A 20914-nucleotide genomic window follows, 5' to 3' on the forward strand; every position below is an offset into this window, starting at 1 on the left:
AGCGTCAGTTCGACGGCTTCCCGACGGGGATAGTCTCGCCGAGGTCGCCGGCGTCGTGGCCGTCGCCGCATGCGCAGTCGTCACCGCAGCCGCCGCAGCCACCGGCGTAGGAGTCGTCGTCGGCGTCGCAGTCGAGGACGCCGCCCAGCTTGGCGGCGAAGTCGTCGTCGAGGTCGTGGGTGAGCTCGTGGATCTCGTCGACCAGGTTGATCAGGTGCTGCGGCGCGAACGGGTCGGCGTCGACCAGCGTCGAGACCAGCAGGTGCCCGTCCTCGATCGTGAAGCGCAGGCGCGGCCACTCGGCGGACAACTCCGGCAGGTTCTGCACGGCCACGGCGCCGTCGCCGAGCTCCGAGAGGATCGAAGCCCACACGTGCAGCTGCGGCCCGTCCTCCGCGACCGTGACGTAGAGCCCGAAGCCGTGGACCGGGATCGCGATGTCGCCGTCCTCGTCGACCTCAGGCGCGCTGCCGAGGAGTTCGGTCAGAGTACGGAGGGACAGGGCGTGCAGCTGCTCCCGGCTGTCCGTCGCGATCGCGAACGCGCCATCGAGCTGAAGCGGCTGGTCGGTGGTGTCGTGCTCGGTCATTGGTTCCCCCGTCCGGCGCCGGCCGGATAGAACGGTTGACGCTGCGAAGTTGGTGATTTGTGGTGGCGCTTCACGGTAGCGAACCGGATTTCCCAGTGCATGACCGGCTACACCACCACGCGTGTTCGGTGCTTCGGGCCAATCCTGGAGTTGCTGATCAGTAATGGCCCCTCGAAATCTGGCGGCGACGTAAACCGCGAGTGTCACGAGCATCGGATCGAGTGAGCTGGCTGGTTGTCAGCGACCGGGATGGGCGCCGCTTCGGCTGTCGGACCGAGCTGATATATCTATCCGCGAACTAGCCAAGTGACCGTTTGGTTCGATGTACGATCGCCGATCGTTGACTGTTGAACTTTCTACGCTTTCCCTCCCGCGGCCCCGTGAGGTGGACACGCACGAGCCGACCCCAGATAGGAACTGCATGTCCTCAGCGCATGACCCGTTCGACTTCAGCGATTACGCGAGTAGTCGCAGTGGCGGGGACAAGCAGTCTCCCCTCGGTTCGGCTGCCGCAGGACCGTTGTTCAGCCCATTTATGGGGCCGACGGACCCGACCCCGCCAGCATCCTCCTCCGAGACGGTGTTGCCCGGGGACGCCTTCGCTGTGCCTGTGCCACGCCCGACGGCCGCAGTGGCGCAGGGGAAGCCGCCGGTGCAGTGGCTGGCGTACGCAGGCCTCGCTGCGGTGATCGGGATCGCCCTCACGGTTGTCTCTGTGAGCGGCGGATCGGTGCTGTTCGCCTTCGTCGGCTGGGCGCTGGCCGGACTGTTGGCTTTCGGGATGTTGGCCCTGTTCACGACGCTCGACACACGGAAGCGGGCAATGCCGGTGTATGCAAGGTCCAAGGTGGTGGAGCGCGCCTACGGGGTTGCCGTCGCGGTGGCATTCGTGGGCGTCGTCCTCGGGGCATGGTCGATCGCGGATTGGGCCGGCCGACTGTGAAACGCGCTATTGCACTCGCGGCGACAACGCTGACCGCACTCGCTTCCGGCCTATTCGTCGACTCCGTCGCGGCAGCCCAGTCTGCCCCATCCGCGGTTGCCGACTTCGGCGCGTGCCTTGCCGCCCAGCGCGAGGGCGATGTGTTATTGATGATCGATGAATCGGCCAGTCTGCAGGCGTCCGACCCCGACGCAGCGCGTGCGTCCGCGGCGAATTACCTGCTGAGCCAGTTAAGTTCGTTTGGCGACTCGGCGGGCGTGCGTCTCGACGTGTCGTTGGCAGGCTTCTCGGACGGCTTCGTCGTGCACTCGGACTGGCAGCGTCTCGACAGTGCCTCGCTCCCCGGGTTGCAGCGGTCGGTCGACGAATTCCGGAGCAGGACCACCGGAATCGACACGGACTATCGGATCGCTCTGGATGGCGCTCGTGAAACGCTGGCCGAACGCGGCCGGGCCGCCGACGGCGGCAACCGCTGCCAGTCGCTGGCATGGTTCTCCGACGGCAAGCTGGACTACACCGAGCGGGACGCTGAAAAACCCTACGCACCTGGAATTTCACTGCGCACCGAAGCGGATGTGCGGAGGGTTGCGGAGGCCGCGCAGGGATCGATCTGCCGTCCCGGTGGGGTCGCCGATCAGCTCCGTTCGTCAGGGGTCGTGACTTTCGGTGTCGGTCTCGCGGCCGGCACCGCCGAGGCCGCCGACTTCGACCTCATGCGAGCCATCGCGACCGGCGATCCCGGCGCGACCGGGACGTGCGGGACGATTGCGTCGCCGCGCCCCGGAGACTTCTACGTCACGGAGAACATCGACGACCTGCTCTTCGCGTTCGACTCGTTCAGCACGCCGGGGCAGGCGCCGATCGAACGTGAGACGGGAGTGTGCGCCTTCACCGTCTGCGGGGAGGCCCAGCATCGCTTCGTCCTGGACGACTCGATCAGCTCGGCGACCGTTCTCGGCTTCGCTGACGCCGAGGGGCTCGTCCCGACGCTGGTATCCCCGCGCGGTGACGAAGTCGCGCTACCTCGTACCAGCATCGGCAGCCCGACGACGGTTCGTGTCGGTGACGTTCCGGTCGAATACGAATGGCTGTCGCCCCGGTCGGTGTCGTTCACAATGCGCCACGACAAGGCGGCGCAGTGGCAGGGCATGTGGGCGCTCGCATTCGTCGACCCCACCGGGTCTGTGCCGACTGCGCGGTCCAAGTCGAACATCCATATCTCCGGCAATCTTTTCCCCGCGTGGCTCGGGCAGGACACCACCGTGATCCACAGCGGCGAGAAGACGTCCGCCGTCCGCCTCGGCATCGTCGACGCCGACCGCCGTGAGGTGACGCCTTCGAGGATCCTCGGTAGCGCGCAGCTGTCGGTATCGCTGAGCGACAGTGCGAATGTCACCCACGACTTGGCGATGAAGATCCCGAAGGATCGCCTCGGTGAGCCGCTCGCGCTCGACCTGAGCGAGGTGGCTCCCGGTGCTGCCAGGATGCGGCTGACGCTCGAGGTCACCACCGCCGATGCGAAGAGCCCGTCGGGCGCAATCATCGAACCGGGCACCGTCCTGACGCCCCAGTCGGTCGACGTTCCGCTGGCGGTCGCGCCGCCGATCGGCTACCCGACACTGCCGACGCGCCTCGACTTCGGGACGATCGAGGGGGCAGGGATCTTCACCACCAATCTCGGTGTCGTAGGGCCCGGGTGCGTCTGGCTCGAGCCTTCGGCGCCGGCCCGGATCGACGCCACTCCGGAGGGGGCGGGCGATGTGGCAGTGTCGGGCAACGGTGGGACGTCTGCCGCCGACTGCGTGCAGGTCGACGAAGGTGCTCAGGCTTCATTGCCGGTAGAACTCCAGGTCGAGAACGCAGTCAACGGCCCGGTCAACGGGTCGATCCGGGTGATGGTCGCCCCGACTGGCGAACCGGACCGTGCCATGCCGATCGAGGTGCCGTTCTCCGCCGATCTGCAGAAGCCCTTGGACAGCAGCCGTTTCTGGCTGGTTTTCCTGGCGGTGATGGTGGTCAGCGTGGCGATCCCGCCGGCCTTGCTCTACCTCGTCAAGCGTCGGACATCCCGAATCCCGGCCGAAACGCTCAAGGCCCAACAGATTCCGATCACCGTCGTCGACGACGAGGTTATGCGGGACGGCGAGCCCTTCGCGCTCCGGGACACCGACTTGATCGCACTCGTGCCGGGGTTGGACAAGCCTGCGCGCCAGCTGTCCGTGGCCGGTGCAGAACTTGACGTCCGGATCGGGGTGTCCCCGTTCGGTGCCGGGTACGTCGTTGCGCACGCGGCTGGTAAGCGTTCGGCGTCGAGCTCTACGCCTGCAGTCGACCGGAACGGGGATGCGAGACTGCCGTTGGCCGTTCACAACTCGTGGGTCGTGCTGCACGATCCGGCAGGTCCCGCGGATATGGCCAGTGTGTTGTTGCTTGTCGGTGGCAGCGCCACCCCCGAGCGTCGAGCCCGGCTGGTCGACGACATGACCAAGCGACTTCCGGCGGTGCTGCGCTCCCTGAGAAGCGGTGCGAACGCCAAGTCCGAGATTCCGGCCAGTGGCGGACCGGCCGCCCCGTCGCCGACCGGTTCGGTGCCGTCCGGATTCGCACCCACCGCGACCTACGACCCGTTCGGGACACCTGCGGCTACGGCCGCGCGCAGTGGTTCGGGCCCTGCGCCCACGCCAGGGTTCCCGCCCGCCGGTCCATCCGCCGGCACGCCGGCAACGGACCCGTTCGATCCGTTCCGGCCGCCGAGTTCCTAGGCCGCGGACCAACTTTTCAGCTTCAAGCTCTCTCGATGTGGAAGGACCGTTATGAGGCGGTTTCTCGTTGTTGGTTGCGGTGGATCCGGTGCCGTGACGCTCTCGTACATGATGGATCAGCTGCGTTCGGATCTGGCCGCGGTCGGTGTCGACAAGATCCCGGGCGGGTGGCAGTTCGTCAGTATCGATGTGCCGACGGCGCCCGAGAGCGGACCGGACGGGCTCGACAACGTGCGCGATCAAGGCGGTCTCTACTTCGGCAGCGGGCCGCAGGGCGACTCGTACGCAGTCCTCGACAACGCACTGACCAATCAGCTGGCGGCCCGGCAGCGGCTCGGCACCATCGCCACGTGGGCGCCTCGGGATCCGGCGGGCGTGACCGTGCCGATCGGCTCCGGTGCCGGGCAGTATCGCGCCCTGGGCCGGATGATCACGCTCAGCAAGGCCAGCGGGATTCGTGAAACGCTCCAGCGTGCGTGGGAACAGCTGTCCACGGTCGAGAGCGCCAGCGAGATGACGGCGTTGAACATCCCCGGTGGTGGGGCGTTCGAACCCGGCGAGTCGCCTGTGGTTCTGGTGGTCTCGTCGATGGCCGGAGGTGCCGGCGCGTCGATGGCGCTCGACGTGTGCCGGCTGCTGACGCTGATCCCGGGTCTCGACCCGCGACTGATGGGCGTGTTCATGGTGACGCCGGACATCTTCGATGGGCTCGGGAAGAGTGCGATCACCGGTGTGCGGGCGAATGCGCTGGCCATGCTCGGCGAGATCGTGGCCAGCCAGATGGGCGCTGCGCGCCAGCACGACGTCGAAGTCCTCGGAGCCCTGGGACAGCAGCACGGCAAGGGCGAGAAGGTGCCGTTCGCACGCGTCTTCCCGGTCGGTCGCCGCGTCGGTGTCGAGGGCGCACCGTTCGGTGACGGCTCGCAGAAGGCGATCTACCGCGGATTGGCCCGCGGCTTGGCCGGAATGATGATGAGTGGCGACGCGACCCGCCAGTTCGTGCAGTACGACCTCACCAACGGCGCCGGCCTGCCCGGCCAGCGGGAGAACATCGGCTGGGGCGGCCAGTGGGACAACCTGCCGTGGGGGACCTACGGCTTCTCGAGCCTGAGTATGGGCCGGGACCGCTATGCCGAGTACTCGGCACAGCGACTGGCCCGCAGCGCGGTCGATCGCCTACTCGATGGCCACAGTGTCCCCGGCAGCCCGGTCTCCGACGAGGACCAGGTCAACTCGATCCTCGACAGCCAGTGGGCCACCCTGTTGACGGCGATGGGGCTGCCGGTGGTGCAGTCTGATTCGCCAGGCGGACAGGTGGGTGTCGCTCCGTGGCTGACGAGCGTGGTGCTGCCGTCGGACGCGGCCAACAGGATGTCCGGGCACCTGGTGGAGTCCGAGGTTCGTGCCTACATTCCTCCCGGCACGGACATGGCGGCCAACCAATGGGTGCCGGAGGTCGAGCGCGCGCTCTTCGGGCGGCGCCCGTCGCTGCTGGCGGCGACGGAACATCAAGCGGTTGCGCACGCGTTCCAGTGGCACCGCCTGCTCGTCGGCCGGATCGAGCGGGAGATCGCGAAGGCCATCGCCGATGTCGGATTGCCGTACGCCACCGCCCTGGTGACCCGGCTGCGCACGTACCTCAAGGACGTGGTGCGGTCCGGGGCCGAGGAACTGACGCGACAAGCTCCGGCGGACCTCACCGCGCGGAGCACGGAGACCGCACAGGTGCTCGCCTCGCTCAACGGACTGATCGGTGCGGACACGGAGTACATCGACATGGTGCTCGCCAGCTGCCGCGGCAACGTGTACCGGCAGCTGTACGCCTCGTTGTCGGGCAAGGTGGCCGAAGTGGTGGCCGCGTTGGTCCCGGAGGTCATCCAACCGCTCCTCGATCGACTCAACGAGGAACAGACCGGACTGCGGCGGGCCCGGAGCAAGCCGGCCAGCGACGTGGGCCTGGCCCGACTCGCCACCGACCAGTACGGTGCCTGGCCGGCGGATCGCGCGGCCCGGGTGCCGATGCGCTTCGCCGAGGCCAACAACGAGGTGATGCTCACCCCGTCCGCGGACTTCATGGGACAGTACGAGACGGATCTGCCGCTCGCGGTTACCGCGGACGATTTCGGCACACCGGCGTTCGGTGACGCGGTCAAGCGGGCTGTCGCGCATGTCGTGACCGGACAGTGGAGCACCGTCGACGGCAGCACCGCCCCCGGCGAGGAGCGCCCCGTCGTCGAGCGCACCACCGCGTGGCGCTCACGCGCCTTCCCGGTCGATCCCACGACCAAGGAAGCACTGGTTCCCTCCACGGCCCGGTATGACGTGCACGTCCGCCCCGCCGAACTGCTGGGCCGGGCACGGAGTTTCGTTTCCCGCCGGGGCGAGTCGTTCGACCGGTTCTGCCGCGTGTCGTTGCGTGATTACATCGAGGATCACACCGTCCCCGAGTACGAGCGTGACGAGCGGCGGGATCGGCTCCGGGCCAAGTTCACCGAGGCGCTCCTGCTCGCGCGTCCGCTGGCCAGCGTCAATCAGCAGGCGCTCGAGGCCTTGCATCCGGGGCAGCAGGTCGAGTACCGCTACAAGTTCACCTCGGTGCCGTTCCGCAATCTCGCGGTTGCCGACACCCTTGCGCAGGTACTGCAGAAGAATCCGATGATCAACCACGAGACAGAGTCGGAGTTCCGTCGGTTGCTCTCCGACGAGGACAAGCTCACCAGGGTCGACATCTTCGGCTCGTACCCGAACTACTCGCCGCTGGCGTACGACTCGGTGCTCGTTCCGGCCGCCGAACAGTGGGCGGATTCGTCTCCGACGCAACAGGAAGCGTTCTGGAAATGGCGTCGGTCACGCCCGCTGGCGGCCGCCCTGCCGATGCACGAATCCGAACGACGCGCGATGACGGCCGGCTGGTTCCTCGGACTGATCGTGGGGCAGCTGCGGTTGCCGGCGCACCCGTACGACGAACCGGTCCGCGTCTGGGACTCCGGCCTCGTGGACTGGGTGGACTTCCCGCACCCGCTGCTCACCCCAACGTCCCAGATGACCAAGAACGACTGGCTGCCCGCTGTGCTGGAGTCGGTGCTGCTGGCGATGGCGCGCTCGCACGAGCCGCCGGTGATGAGCTCGATGCTGCCGTACCGGGCCCTGCGCGCGATCTACGATTCCTCGCTGCAGGACCCGGCGAGCGGCATCCATGAGGTGTCGGGCAAGGCGCAGCTCGTGCGCTGGCTGCGTACCGGAGACACCGTGACCGGCTGGCAGTCGCAGATCGAGGGGTCCGGCCCGGGCGCTTCGGTCGAGGCCCGGGCACAGGGGGCCACCGAGTGGCTCGCGAAGATCCGGAAGGTCATCGGGGAGCACTACATGGCTCCCGGTGAGGACGGGGCGCCCGGCGGGGGCACCTTCTCCGCCATCACGGCACGAGATCAGGCATCGAGTACGCCGATCTTCCGCGACGTCGCGCCGGACGTGTACTGGGCGACCGGCGAGCTGCTCGGGCTGATCGACGAGTGCAAGTTCATCGCGATGCAGCCGGAGCCGACCGCCCAGCCGTCGGCCGTCACCGTCACCCCGGCGGCGTCGAGCCAGGCCTTCGTCGTCCCGGACGCGGGTCAGTTCTGACATGCGCGAGTCCGACGTGAAGGCACTGACGGTCATTCTCGGGTCCGGCGGGGTGTCGGAGGGCGTCCGAGACGTGTTGACCGACCTCTCCGCGGCCGGGTTGATTTCCCCGTTCCTCTGGGTGGAGCAGACTGGCGACGCGTCGGTCGTGGGCGCCGACGACGCCATCGAGGTCGTCGGCGGCGTCGAGCGCTCGGTGCGGCTGCAGGATGTGCTGGCATCACGCGTCCTGGACCGCGTCCGGGTGTGTGTGGTGGTGCCTGCCGCGGCAGGCTCGGTTCCGGTCGGATCCGCCTTCGAACGTGCCGTCGCGGAACTGGTGTCGTCGAATTCCGGTGGTGCCCAGGTGACCCGGATGCGTTTGCTGCTGCATCGGCCGGGTGACGATGTGTCCGCGGCGACGGTCTGGGCGCCGGCCGGGTGGCACAACCTGGTGGTGGCACCGGAGGATTCGAGGGGGCCAGGGATGGGCCATCGGACGTTGCAGTCGACCGCGGACCCGATCGACCTGGGGCGGCACACCGCACCCGTGCTGGCCAGTGTGGCCGGGCTCTGGGTCGACGTCGAGCACGCGCCGCTCGACGACCTGCCGGTGCTGCCGGGCAACGCGCTGCGGGTGGTGCGGTCCTACTACCGGCGGCTCGACACGTCCGGTGCCGAAGACGAGTTGCGGCGTCGGGTACTCGATTTCGGCGGGCAGTTGCCGCTGCCGAGTGGTACGGGCGCCTCGGTGGTGTACGCGAACGACGTGGCGTCGGCCACCAGCCGCATGGCGCAGCTGGTGTGGTCGCGGCATCGGCACCTGTTGGAGGGCCGGCGCGTGGCGCCGCCGCCGGTTGCGCCGCGTCAGGAGATCGGCCTGGGCGAGGCCATCAGGGTGTTCCTGTCGTTCCTCGGGGCGGTGATTCGGAACGCGCCGGCCGCGCTGTTCGCCCGGGTCGTGAAGACGCTGTCGTCGACGGTGGCTTCGCGCACGGAGAATGCCCTGTTCGGTGCGGAGTCGGCCTACAAGCTCGTCGTCAACGGCGTCGACGCCGACGGTCGGCCAGCCGGCTGGTCGGAGTACGAAGTGGCGTCCAAACGCATTGCCGCGAAGCTGGACGCCGCGGCCGGACGTGCTCCGGCCGCTCAGTCCGCGACCGCCGACCTCTCGGACCTGTGGCGTGACTTCCGGCGTGGGGCGCTGACGCTCGCTGACGCCGGGGAGCGGTCGCCGGACCTGCCGCCCGTGCAGGTGGGGGCGCATGCGGCCGTGCTGCGGTCGGCCACCGACGTGGTACCGGGGCCGGCCGATCGGTTCACCGAGATCCCGGGAATCGTGTCGGCCACCATCGATGTGCATGCCGTGGATGCTGCGGATGTGCTCGGCATCAGCGAGTTCAGCGAGAAGCTGAGCGCGCTCGAGGCGGATCCCACGCTGGGGCTCGAGGTGCGGCGCACCAACGCGGCTCTGCGGACCTGGGCGGACCGGCTCGGGCAGAGCTATGCCGTCGCCTTCGGCGGCATTCTCGCGCAACGGCTTTCCACGACGCTGGGTGAGGTCCGCAGCTTGGTCGAGCGAATCGAGGGTGCGGCGCCACCGGAAGACCTGGTCGAGGTGACCGCGCGACGGCACCGGAAGCTGGTGCGGAAGGTCCAGGCGCTGACCCTGGGGTTCGCCGTCGTGGCGGTGATCGCCGGTGTGCCTGCGGGCGCGGACGTGGTCTCCTGGTGGACCGGCGGGACTGTGATCGCGCTGAGCCTGCTGGGCTGGTGCGGGACCGTGGCCCGAGCATTCATGTCCGAGCAGCAGCAACTGCAGCGGCTTCTGGCGGAGCAAGAGGCGGCAGCGGTCGCTCGGGAGACCGACCAGGAGAATCTGCGGGCCGCCCTCCGCGACGTGGAGTGCCAGTCCGCCGCCTACCGCCAGTACCTGTCGTGGAGCAGGGCTCTCGGCGCCTTCCTGGCGAACCCGTTGGGGGCCAGCGCCGACGCACGCCCGGCGGGCCGGACCGTCGAGTGGGGGCTACCGCTCAGCGTCGTGGTCGCGTCGAGCAGCCCGGAACCGGAACAGGTCGAGCGGTTGGCGGAACAGCTCCGTCACGATTTGCTGGGTATCGGATGGCTGTCGGATCAGTGGGATGCCTTGGTCAGCAACGCAGCCGGCGAACTGGGTGCGTCCGGTCGCGACCTGCGCCGCAATCCGGCGTTGTTGACGGAGCAACCGGGCGTCGGCTCAGGGTCTGCGCTGGACGAGTGGTCGGCGCTGCTGCACGAGGGGCGGGCCGAGGCCGGCGGCGCGGCAGTGCTGTGGGAGCGGGCCCGGACCGAGCTGGCCCTGTCCGGTGGCGAGCTGCCCGGTCGGATCGCCGGTGTGGTCGAGTTTCACGAGGACGGCGTGGTCCGGCGCGGCAGCCTCGGGGAGTTTCTGGCTGGTGTCGGCACGGACTCGGTGAGCGAGGATCGCAGCTTCTTCGACCGCTCGATCTTCACCGACCTGGCGTCGACCAAGGGGTTGACGGCTGTCGAGATTTCGGCCTCCGACACCGCCCCGGCAGGGCTGGGGCTGGTTGCCGTCACCACCCAGTTCACCGAGGGAATCGTCGAGGAGGATCTGCGGCTGCGTGCGGTCGGCCCGGATTCGCAGTCCGCGCCGACCGAGGTGGCGCGGGCCTTCGACCTCCCGATACGTCCGGCGGAACGAAGCGTCGGACAGCAGGTCCCCGTGCCCGCGGCCTACGCGGTGCCGGTCGCGGACGGCCTCAACTTCTGAGAGTGAGTGGACCCATGAACCAGGACGCATTCGCTGCCCTGCGCGAGCTGCGGCAACGACAGATCGACGCGGGCCTCCTCGAGGTCGGCGTGCTCAAGGATGCGCATCTGCACCAGATCATCCGCGCGGACCGGCGCGCCGCCGCCGACATCGAGCGGATGCTGCCGCGTACGGCGAAAAGCCTGGCAGCCGACATCGCCGCGGTGATGGTGACGCACGCGTCGGTGGCCGCGGAATCCGACGCCGTGCCGACGACACCCGCCGCCGCTACGGCGGCGCGGACCGACAGCGTGTCGGACGAGCTGCTCGAGCTGGGTGCCGACGATTTCTGCGAGTTCGAGCACGACGCGAGCGACCTGTTGCCCGGCCCGCTGGCGATCACCCGGCAACCGGGTGGTGGCCACCGCATCGAGTGGGAACCGGTGATGGCGCCGGCCGGGCCGACGGTGCTGTACCGCGTGGTGGCCAACGAGGGACATCGTGCCTACAAGCCGGAGGCCGGACGGCTGGTGGGTGTCACGCAGGGGCTCCGGGTGGTGGACACGGCACCCCCGGCATCGGCGGTGCGGTACGTGCAGGTGTGGTGCCACGCGGGTACCGACATCCGCGATGCCGCGCAACGCCAACCGGTGCTGATCGCCGAGGGACAGATCCTCAGCCCCGTCGTCGACGTCCTCGTTCAGGAGGACGACGGCACCGTGATCGGCCAGTGGTCGGCGTGGCCGGGCACCTCCCGGGTGCGAGTGTTGCGGATACCGCTCGACGGGCTCGCCACGGCCGACGCCGACACCCGCCACCGCATCCTGGCCACCGAGCCGAACATCGGCGGCTTCGTCGACACCGCGGCCGAGCGGGGCCGCCGCTACCTCTACCGGGCGATCGGCGAGGTCGAGGTGGACGGTCGCACCTTGCTGTCCCCACCGGCCGAGGCGGAAGTGGCGGTCTCCGTGGTGCTGGAGGCGGTCACCGACCTGGCCGTGCACACTCACGGCGCGGGCGCCGACACCCGATTCGATCTCGAATGGACCGCACCCACGGCGGGAACGGTCAGGATGTACCGGACCGAAGCCGCGCCCAAGCCCGGGCTCGGGTACGAAGCGTTGGCGGAGGCCGCGCTGGAGGTCTCGGGCGGGCTGCCGGCCTCGGCACGGTTGGTGCACCCCGTGGTGCCGGGGGCGGACGGTGTCCGGCGGATGACGAATGTGTCGTGGCCGCGCGGTTGGGTGCGCGCCTACTTCACGCCGGTCACGGTGTTGGACGACAAGGTTCAGGTAGGGACCACAGTTGCCGCGACACGGCCCCTACCGGCGGTGTGCGATGTACGCATCATCGAACGGAACTCCGAGCAGGTACTGACGTTCCCGTGGCCGGCGGGGGCGGCGTTGGTGTCGGTGCACCTGAGTCAGCGGGAAGTGCCTGCCCACCAGGTGGTGGACCAGCGTCCCGAGGCGGAGATCTCACGATCACTCTACGAGCGTGACGGGGGACTGCACCTGCCCAAACCATTGCCCGCGCATGGCTGTTCGGTGCACGTGGTACCTGTCGCGTACACGGCCGGCGAACGGATCGTCGGTGTGCCGACCACGGTCGACTATCCGGGTCTGCTCCGGATCTGGTACGACGTGACCGCCCAGGCCGGCGGAACGGCCGTGGCGATCCGGCTCGCCTCGGAGGTGGAGACCAACACTGCGCCGCCTTTTATGCTGGTGCACAACGAGTCCCGCCTGCCACTGAGCAAGCGGGACGGACATCCGCTCGAGGTCCGGTCGAGCCATGTCCCGCAAGAATCTGCGGCGCGGAGCTTCCATCCGCAGCGGCTCGGCGGTGTCAACGACGAATCCTGGATCGCCGATGTGTCGAACCTGACCGGCTACATCCGAGTCTTCGCCGATGTCGATCCGGAGAAGGGCAAGCTCATCGCGCTGCTCGATCCGCCGATCGACCGCATCCGACTCGACCTTCTCGGCGGACAGGAGCAGTGACCCGTCCTGGTGAGATCGATCCGGATCGGTTCGGTCAGCTCACGTATACCTCGTTCGATCCACCGACCTCCGGGCGCACCGGTGGGGGCGGCTGGCAGATCAAGGAGATCAGCGGCGGACTGAGCGACGAGGAGCAGGCGTCCCTGCGGGCCGGGGTGGTCACGCGACTCGAACCGGTCGAGCCGTTGCCGACCTTCCCCACTCCGGAGGACCTCGCCGCGCGTCCGCGCCGCCTTGCCTACGTCCCGGCGACCGGTGGCGGCGGTAGCTACTGGCACACGGCGGCCGCCGGGGCCGACGCCTCGGGCCGGCCCGGGAATGTCTTCGTCCACGCCGTCCTGGACCGCGCGCACGAAGGCTCGGCCGGCGCGGAGCGGCCGATCGCGTTGTGGAGATCGCAGGACTGGCTGGCACCCTACGGGCCGGACGCCGTGGCGCAGGCCACGCTGCACGGTCCTCCCCGCCCGGGTGGGGTGGTGGACCGGTCGGCGGTCCTCGGCTTTCTCCTCGACCCCGGGACCTGGCGAATCGGGGTGCTGTCGCTGTTGCTCGACGCGGTGGCGCGGGCCCTGGCCGGCGGACCCGCCGTGGTGCTGGCCACCGAGTCCACCGAGTCAGCCGCCCTGTGGATCGGTGCGATCAGCGCATTCATGTCGCCGGGTTCGGCCCGGAGATTCGGATGGTGCACATTCGACCGGCACCACGAGGTCGACGCGACCGTCGCCCGTGGGATCCATCTCGTGGCGGTACCACTCCAGGACGCGGAGGGATGTCCGGTACTCGGTAGCCACGTGTTGATCAGCGAGAACGAGACGCCGGAACTCGGCGAGCTCGGCGTCGAGCCGCACCGGACCGCCCGCGGCGCAACCATCCCGGTCACCGCGTGGTCGGTGCTGGCGCAGACGGTACTGGTCGACCGGACCGTCGCCGAACAGGCGCTGGCCCGCCAGGATTCGATCGCGCGCTTCGTGGCGGACCGCGGCCTGTCGCCGATGTGGCCGCTGGCGATGGCCGTCGTCCTCGAGCCCGAGCTGCACGAGGCGCTCGACGAGGCCGGCCGGGTGGTGTTCGAGCAGTCTCCCGACGCCATTCTCGAGGTACCGGTGTTGGCCGACGTGCCGTTGTCGCTCGTGGACGTGCAGTTCGGTGACAGCACCGAGCATGCCTGGCGGGTATTGGCGGGCCTGCTCGACGAGGACGGGGTCGCGCCGGTAGTGCGGGAGTTGGCCGGCCGGATGTTCCTGTTCCGTGCCCTCGCCGATGGCGACTGGATCCGCTGCTGCACCCGCGAACACCGCGAGCTCCTCGATCCTGCATGGGTGTCGGAGGACGTGCGGGCGGACGCGGTCCGGGTGACGACCGCGCTGCAGGATCGGGCCCGGGCGGCCGCAACCCGTGTGGAGCTGCGGGAGGTCGCGCTCGATGCGGTGGCGACACTGGACCTGCTCGTGCAGGTCTCGCTCGTCGGTGACCCCATCGACGCCGCGATGTTCGAGATGCTCGAGCGGGTGGTGGTACCGATCCTGTGCGATGCGATCGCCGGACCGGAGTTCGTGCAACATCTCGGGCCGATGGGTCCCGCGACGCGCATCGACTACCTCCAGGTCGCGATCGCCACGCATCCCGAGGTCACCGGGAGGCAGCTCGGGGCACGCGTTCCCTACCCTGTGCTCGAGTGGGTCGTCGGAGAGACGGGGACGCTGGCGGTGGCGGCGCTCAAACGGGATCCCGGCCGTGTCGCCGACCCGTTGAGCATGCTCGTGGCGGAAGGACTGCTCCAGGCGCTCCAAACCGGTTCCCTGGCCGTGACCAGTCCGCTGCGTCTGATCATCTTGCAGCGCATGATGTTCGAGATGCTCGACCGCGGTTGGGTAAGGGTCGATCTCAACGCGATCATGCGGTTGTTCGACTGCACCGCGAGCGAGGTCCGCGCACTCGTCGAGGAGTACGCCGGCATCGTTCCCGCGCGGCTCCTGCGACCCGCCATCGTCCGGGAGCAGTGGGGCGCGGACGTCGAGGCGCTGGTGTCGTGGGTGGCGGACTCTGAGGTCCAGGATGTGCCGCAGGTGGTCTCGGTCGCGTCCACCGCGGATGAGGTGGCCCGCTCGTGGGCAGTCATCCGTGACTGGGGCAGCAGGGGTGGTCTCGCCGTGGAAGGCATCAGGCCCGTCCTCGACGGGCACCTTCGGCCGGTCCTGCGCGATTACGCCGAGTGCTTCGAGGCGGATCTGCCCCACGATCTTCGCGTGCGCTTGGCGCTTCTCGTCGTAGGGGACGGTGCGTGCGTGCCTGCCGATCCAGTCAGGCACCTGCCGCTGCTGCCGGATGAGCACCACACGGCTTTGGTGCGTGCGCTCCGCGCGGATCGGCCGCTGGTGGTCGAGGTGGTTTCCGCGTGGATCCGATCCGGACGGGTCGGCGAAGGCGCGATGGACACGATCAGGGAGATCCTGGGACCCGACCGTCTCGTCGGTGTCGAAAAGGGAACCGACGAGCCGGATCTCCGGCCGGTGACATGGAAGTGAGTGGCCAGTGACTGTGCAGGAATGCGGGCATCGTGATCGAAGGGAAGCGCTCTGATGCCGGGGTATGTGCTCGACGGTGCGGGATGGGTGGAGCTGCCGCGACGGCCGCTCGCCGTGACGGTGGACGCCACCGGCACCTCGGTCGAGGTGTGGGCTTTCGGTCCGGACGGCACGGAAAGCCGCGACGTCCTCAATCCGCTTCCCGGGCTGATGATCCTGCCGCGGGTCAACACCGACACTGTGGTGGTCGCGCGGCCCGCCGGGCAGGAGGAATTTCCCCAGGGCACCGTGCTGTACGTCACCATCGGGGTGGACAGCGAGCGCGACCCGGATCCGGAACGCGCCGAGCTGACCCCCATCGATGTCTCGGGTCTGTACAGCGTCGAACTGGCGTCGGTGGCGCCCGCCGAAGACCGCGTGGTGGTCACTGCACGTAAGACCGCCGTGGACGTGGTGCTCGATGAGCTTGCGGCCCGGGCGCGTTCGGCGGCACGCGGAGTGCTCCGGGTGGACCGGCTGCCGGAGGCACGCCGGGTGCGGGTCGAGCTCGATATCGACACCACGATCTCGATGCTGCCCAGGATCGAGGACCGAAGCATCCGTGCGGTGGCCGATGTGGTCGCGGGTATCGCCGCTGTCGTCGGCGTGGGGGACTCGGTGCAGGTCAATCTGATCGGCCGGTCGGTCACGACGCTGCCGACCGGCGAACTACGAGACCTCGGCGACCGTGTACAGACCGCGCTCGACTCCGCGAGCTTGGGGGTCGGATTCCGTTCCGCGGCCGTCGATCGATCGTCGCAGACCGAACCCGCGCTGGTCGTGTCCCTTTCCGACGCGGCACCGGCCGATCGGATCGGCAATGGTGACGCGGCCTCACCTGTTCGGCGCCATCACGTCGTGCTGTCGGCGAGACCCACCGAGCCGGTCGCCGGGATCACTACGGTGACGCCGCCCGGTGCCGGCGTGGAGGCGGCAGCGTCGTTGGTGGCCGACACGGCGCGGTTGCGGCGGTTGGTGGAGTCCCTGATCAGTGATTTCGCGGCAGTGCGGGATTCGGAAGGTGAATCGAGATGACGAAATGTCCCCGGTGCTTTGGTGCGCTGACGTCGGACCACTACGCGTGGACCAGAACCGCGCCGGACACGGCAGAGGTCGACGAGATCGCCTCGACGTACTACGGCAGTCCGGTTCGCTCCGGCCCGGTGATCGAATTGAAGCGGCCGGACGGCGCGGATGAGGAGTGGACCCCACCGGTCGGGCATGCCGAGCGGGAAGCCGGCGGCGACGTCGCCGAGGTGTGTCCGGAGTGCCATTACCGGCTCCCGCCCGGCTGGCGCGGCGCTCAGGCGACGTGTGTGGCGATGGCCGGTGCCCGCGCGACCGGCAAGACCGTGTACATCGCGGTGCTGATCAAGTCGCTGCAGTTGTTGGGCGAGCGGATCGGCCAGATGGTGGAGCCGGCGAACGCGGAGACGGAGAACAGCTACCGCGAGAACTACGAGCGTCCGCTGTACGAGGAACGGGGCATCCTCGAGCCGACACCCGCTGCGCACACCGGCGATCCGTACCAGCGGGAGCCGTTGATCTTCAGCATCGGAGTCTGGAACGAAGTTCGGCGGTACCTGGTCATCCGTGACGTCGCGGGTGAGGATCTCGAGAACGCCACGAATATGGGCGCGGCGTCGATGCGGTTCTTCTCGCGGGCCGACGGTGTGGTGTTCATGTTCGATCCGCTTCGGGTCGATTCGGTGCGGGACCAGCTGCACGATCTGGTGCCGGCGCAGGAACGGGTCGGCGGAGATCCTCGGTCGGTGCTCCGCACCGTCCTGTCGATCATCGGCACTGGTACTCCGAATCTCGCTGTCGTGCTGTCGAAGTTCGACGCGCTGCAGGCGTTGGCGCACGTCGACGGCGGCGAGTGGAGCGAGATCATGTCGCAGCGTGGGGCGGCCTATTCGCGTGACCCGAGCCTGCAGAAGGGCCCGTACAACGAGCCGGACGGGCTGCTGTTGCACGAAGAGGTGCGCAGTCTCCTCGACAAGCTGGAGGCGAAGGCGATGGTGATGGCTGTCGAACAGCCGCACACCGGGGTGCACGTGAACAGCCGATACTTCGCGGTCTCGGCACTGGGGGCGTCGCCGGCCGGGGATCGGTTGCACGAGAACGGAATCTCGCCCTTCCGGTGCCTCGACCCGGTGCGGTGGGTGTTGGCGCAGCATGAGGTGTGGGTGTAGCTCCACGACGATGGCATCGTGGTCGGTGACGGCTCCGCTGCCTGGCGGGATAGCCTTCGAACCAGTGGTACGGATGGAGAGGATTTGGGGTGGCTGCGGTGATGGGGCCGAGCGATGATGCTCGCCTGAGGCAAGAAGCGATGCGGTTCCTGACCCTTCGCACGAACGACGGACTCGACTCCATCACCCGCGACGAACTCCTCGATTTCACCTTCGATGGCACGATGTTCCGTCTGGTCGACCCGACCCGAGGAATTCGTAAGCCCAAGGAGTTGAGCTCCGCGCTGTCGATCATGACGACCTACCGGGCAGAGGGCGCCGAGCGACCGTACGAGGATGAGGTCGGGGGCGACGGATTCCTGCGATACAAGTGGTCCGGCACCGATCCTGACCATATGGACAACCGCGGTCTGCGGGCCGCGATGAACCTGCAGGTTCCACTGATCTGGTTCTATGGGGTCGGTGTCGGGCGCTATCAGCCGATCTATCCGGTGTACCTCGTCGACGAGGAACCGGACAAGCATCAGTTCGTCGTCGCGATCGACGCATCGCGCGATCTGCATCGACCGGAGTCGCGGGTGGAAGAGACACTGCGCCGGTACGTGGTGGCCGAGACGAAACGGCGCCTGCACCAGCCGGTCTTCCGCGCGACGGTGATGCGAGCCTACGAGACGCGCTGTGCCGTGTGCGCGCTGGCGCACGGTGAGCTGCTCGACGCCGCGCACATCGTCCCGGACGGCGACGAGCTGGGGATTGCATCTGTACGAAACGGTTTGGCACTGTGCAAGATCCACCATGCTGCGTACGACGTCCGGATCCTCGGCATCAGTCCGGACTTCGTCGTCGAGATCCGCGAGGACCTGCTCTACGAAATTGACGGGCCGATGCTCGAGCACGGGCTCAAGGAACGTCACGGTCAACCACTGATGGTGCTGCCGAAGACGCGAGCCGAGCGACCCGATCGGCAACTGTTGGAGCTGAGCTACAAGAGGTTCCGCGCTGCGGTGTGAGGATCCTCGGTGAAGACAGCCTCCAAGCGAATGAGTCGGATGCTTGGAGGGTGAGGGGTAGTCGAGTTTCCTTGGTATAGATAATCGCAGGTAGCGGAATCACGGCGGAGGCACGGTGGCGCACGAACTCACGGACTTCCTGGACCCGACGGATACTGCGCTGGCCGAAGCGTGGCGTTCGGTCCTAGCCCGTACCGACCCGGGCGGTGCACGACAGGTGAACTTCATTCCCTGTGAAGTGGTGCTCTGTCTGTGCGCCACCAGGGTTGTCGACCACAGCCGGTTCGGCAGCGGCTCGGCCGACCGGGCGCCGTTTCCGGTACCCCAGCTGGCGCGGCTGTTCAAGCGCCCGAACTCGAGCATCCTCGCCAAGATGGCGAACCTCGACGGCAGCCGACCCAACGGTGGCAGACACGACCGCGCCGTGCACGACTGCTTGTCCGGAGACCGCGACGCATTGGATGCGTTGTATCGGCGGATTCTTCGTGCCGCCAGGCTTCAGGGAGTCGGTCCGGATCTCCTGCCGGATTTTCTTGGGCTGGTGGCACCCGACGACGAGCCAGGCGACCCGGTGGAGTCCGGTGACAGTGACCAGGAGGATGCCGAGCCCGCTCCGTCGATTCGATGGTTCCGTGGACTCGACGGTCAGGTGATCGTCGACCGCACCCATGTCTGGATCACCCGTGAGAACGTCGAAGCCTTCGCCTTCGCGACAGAGCCTCGCCGCGCCCCGTTGACCGCGGTACGCGCGTGCCGGCTGTTGCCGTCGCGGGCTGAGGGCGCAGGCGGCATGGTGCACGTTCTCGTCGACGGTGCGGACGAGCTTCCTGCCGACTGCGATAGCCATCCGGACGCCGTCGTCTTCGGCGTCGGCCAGCGGCGCCACTTCGAGGCTCTGGCGTCGATGCTGGCCTCGCCCGCCGGCGCGACGGAGGAGTCGACGTCGACGAGTGCGTTCCTCGCTGCTCTCGACCGGATGGAGAACATCGCCACGGCGCAGGAAATCCTCGACGCGGTGTTGGAGGAGCGCGGGCAGGGGCAGGACGAGGACGCTGCGGTCGAACTCGCCGACGAGTTGGACGAACTCGATGACGATCCGCGGGTCACCTGGGCGTGGGTGGGGGAAACCTGGGTCGCAGCGGGCGGACTCCACCCCGGGGGCACCACCGACTACGTCGAACTGCTGCGCGCGATGAGCCTGCTCGTCGACACCCTTCCGGGCGACACGGGTGTCGCTGCATTGTGCGCAGCAGCGGCCGATACGCCTCTGGCCGGCATCTCCACGTGGCGCCTGTCCGAGCTGTGGGAAGCGCTGTGCGCCGACCTCGGTGACAACGAGCCTGCAAAACCCGAGTCAGCAAAGCCCGAGAAGGTGGAAGGCGAGCGCCGTGCGGCCCCGGCCGGCGTCATCCGCGAACCGCAGGTGCAGGCGCTCCCGCGTCGCGGCAGCACCGATTCGTCGTTGGCCAGTCCTCGTCCTGCGCGGCCGACGCCGCAGGTTCCGGCGCGCCCGATGAATCGGCCTGCAACACCGCAGGATCGGATCGCATCCGCTGCGCGGGCCGTTCCCAGTCTTGTCCCGCCGGCCGCATACCGGTCGGCGGCGGTGGGGAGCCGATGGCGGGTGTTCCTCGATTGTGCGGGCTTTCGAACCGTCGCCGTCTGTGATCCGCAGACAGGGGTGATCGAGATCAGCAAGGGTGAGTTGAAGGGCCGCCGCTTTCCCAACCCGACCCTCGCCGCCGCGGCGGTCGTCGAGCGACACGAACCCGGAGCACTCCCGCCGGACGACGGGTGGACCGCCTGGATCGTCGATGACGGCACCGGCCGCGCTCTCGGGGCAGTGCGCAAAATGGACGGAACTGCAGCCGACACCACGGGTGTGAGCGCGCCGCGGAGTGCCGCCGCGCCCGTCGACGCTGCATTGGTCGTTGCAGCGACTTCGCCGACGGCAGAGCGGGGAATGACATGGTTCATCGAGCAGGTTCGGGTTCGGGGAGGCGAGGCCTCCCGCGTTACCGGGACACTGCGAACCGCAGTTCGGGTGGTGATACCGGGCTGCGATCCGGTCGTGGTGCGCATCAAGACTCGGACCGGAGGCACCTGGCAGGCGACCAAGAAGGACGAGAACCTGCGGACCGACGACACCGGTGCGAAGTTCTGGGCGTTCGTAGACCTGTCTGTCAGTCCGACTGAGGTTTTCATCCTCCCTGCCGAGGAGGTCGCGGCCGGCATCCGACGGGCAACCGACGCCTGGATCGCTCGCGACCCCAGTCGGCGGCGCACTGGGCACCATGCCATCGAGTTGGCACGGATCGCACACGGGCGTGGCCGCTGGGATCTCCTAGCACCCCCCGAATAGCACCGGCAGGCGGGTCCGGCAATCCGGTGTCGTACCCGGTCCCTACCCTTATTGCGACGTGGCGTAGCTGATCAGGACACAGGAGGGGCGCACGGTGCACAGGGAGGACGACCCTCAGCTCAAGGACCGAG

The 20914-nt window shown here is 68.4% G+C and carries 11 protein-coding genes; 10 read left to right on the forward strand and 1 reads right to left on the reverse strand.

Annotation, left to right across the window (positions count from 1 at the left end; genetic code table 11):
• Positions 1-4: 4 nt before the first annotated feature.
• Positions 5-589, reverse strand: coding sequence for a T3SS (YopN, CesT) and YbjN peptide-binding chaperone 1 (locus C7H75_RS09135; protein WP_084960887.1), 585 nt, complete (start codon positions 587-589; stop codon positions 5-7).
• Positions 590-1199: 610 nt separating this feature from the next.
• Here C7H75_RS09135 and C7H75_RS09140 point away from each other — a divergent pair.
• The 10 genes from C7H75_RS09140 to C7H75_RS09185 all read left to right on the forward strand — a co-directional run bounded on the left by C7H75_RS09140 (position 1200) and on the right by C7H75_RS09185 (position 20783).
• Positions 1200-1532 (forward strand): hypothetical protein, encoded by a 333-nt coding sequence (locus C7H75_RS09140; RefSeq protein ID WP_159025982.1) that lies wholly within the window; start codon positions 1200-1202, stop codon positions 1530-1532.
• Entirely contained in the window at positions 1499-4294 is a 2796-nt protein-coding gene (locus C7H75_RS09145) for a vWA domain-containing protein (protein ID WP_175280027.1), read from the forward strand. Before C7H75_RS09140 ends, C7H75_RS09145 begins: the two co-directional genes overlap by 34 nt.
• A gap of 51 nt (positions 4295-4345) precedes the next feature.
• A complete protein-coding gene (locus C7H75_RS09150) occupies positions 4346-7918 on the forward strand; it encodes a tubulin-like doman-containing protein (protein WP_106851255.1) in 3573 nt (1190 codons plus the stop codon).
• Between the two features lies 1 nt (position 7919).
• The gene (locus tag C7H75_RS09155; RefSeq protein WP_106851256.1) at positions 7920-10670 is read left to right on the forward strand and encodes a hypothetical protein; all 2751 of its coding nucleotides are present in this window, start codon (positions 7920-7922) and stop codon (positions 10668-10670) included.
• A 14-nt stretch (positions 10671-10684) separates the two neighbouring features.
• Complete coding sequence (locus C7H75_RS09160) at positions 10685-12652, forward strand: SaeA-related protein (RefSeq protein ID WP_106851257.1); 1968 nt, start codon at positions 10685-10687, stop codon at positions 12650-12652.
• On the forward strand, positions 12649-15177 hold the full coding sequence (locus C7H75_RS09165) for a GAP1-N2 domain-containing protein (RefSeq protein WP_084848445.1): 2529 nt from the start codon (positions 12649-12651) through the stop codon (positions 15175-15177). The genes C7H75_RS09160 and C7H75_RS09165 overlap by 4 nt, the downstream gene beginning before the upstream one ends.
• Before the next feature lie 54 nt (positions 15178-15231).
• Entirely contained in the window at positions 15232-16251 is a 1020-nt protein-coding gene (locus C7H75_RS09170) for a hypothetical protein (RefSeq protein WP_005514167.1), read from the forward strand.
• On the forward strand, positions 16248-17411 hold the full coding sequence (locus C7H75_RS09175; protein ID WP_084848444.1) for a TRAFAC clade GTPase domain-containing protein: 1164 nt from the start codon (positions 16248-16250) through the stop codon (positions 17409-17411). Before C7H75_RS09170 ends, C7H75_RS09175 begins: the two co-directional genes overlap by 4 nt.
• A 140-nt stretch (positions 17412-17551) precedes the next feature.
• Positions 17552-18421, forward strand: coding sequence for an HNH endonuclease (locus C7H75_RS09180; RefSeq protein WP_106851258.1), 870 nt, complete (start codon positions 17552-17554; stop codon positions 18419-18421).
• A gap of 115 nt (positions 18422-18536) precedes the next feature.
• A complete protein-coding gene (locus C7H75_RS09185; protein ID WP_005514164.1) occupies positions 18537-20783 on the forward strand; it encodes a hypothetical protein in 2247 nt (748 codons plus the stop codon).
• The last annotated feature ends 131 nt before the right edge of the window (positions 20784-20914 follow it).

Origin of the sequence: Rhodococcus (subgen. Prescottella) equi, assembly GCF_003013675.1 — a bacterium.
Classification (GTDB): domain Bacteria; phylum Actinomycetota; class Actinomycetes; order Mycobacteriales; family Mycobacteriaceae; genus Prescottella; species Prescottella equi.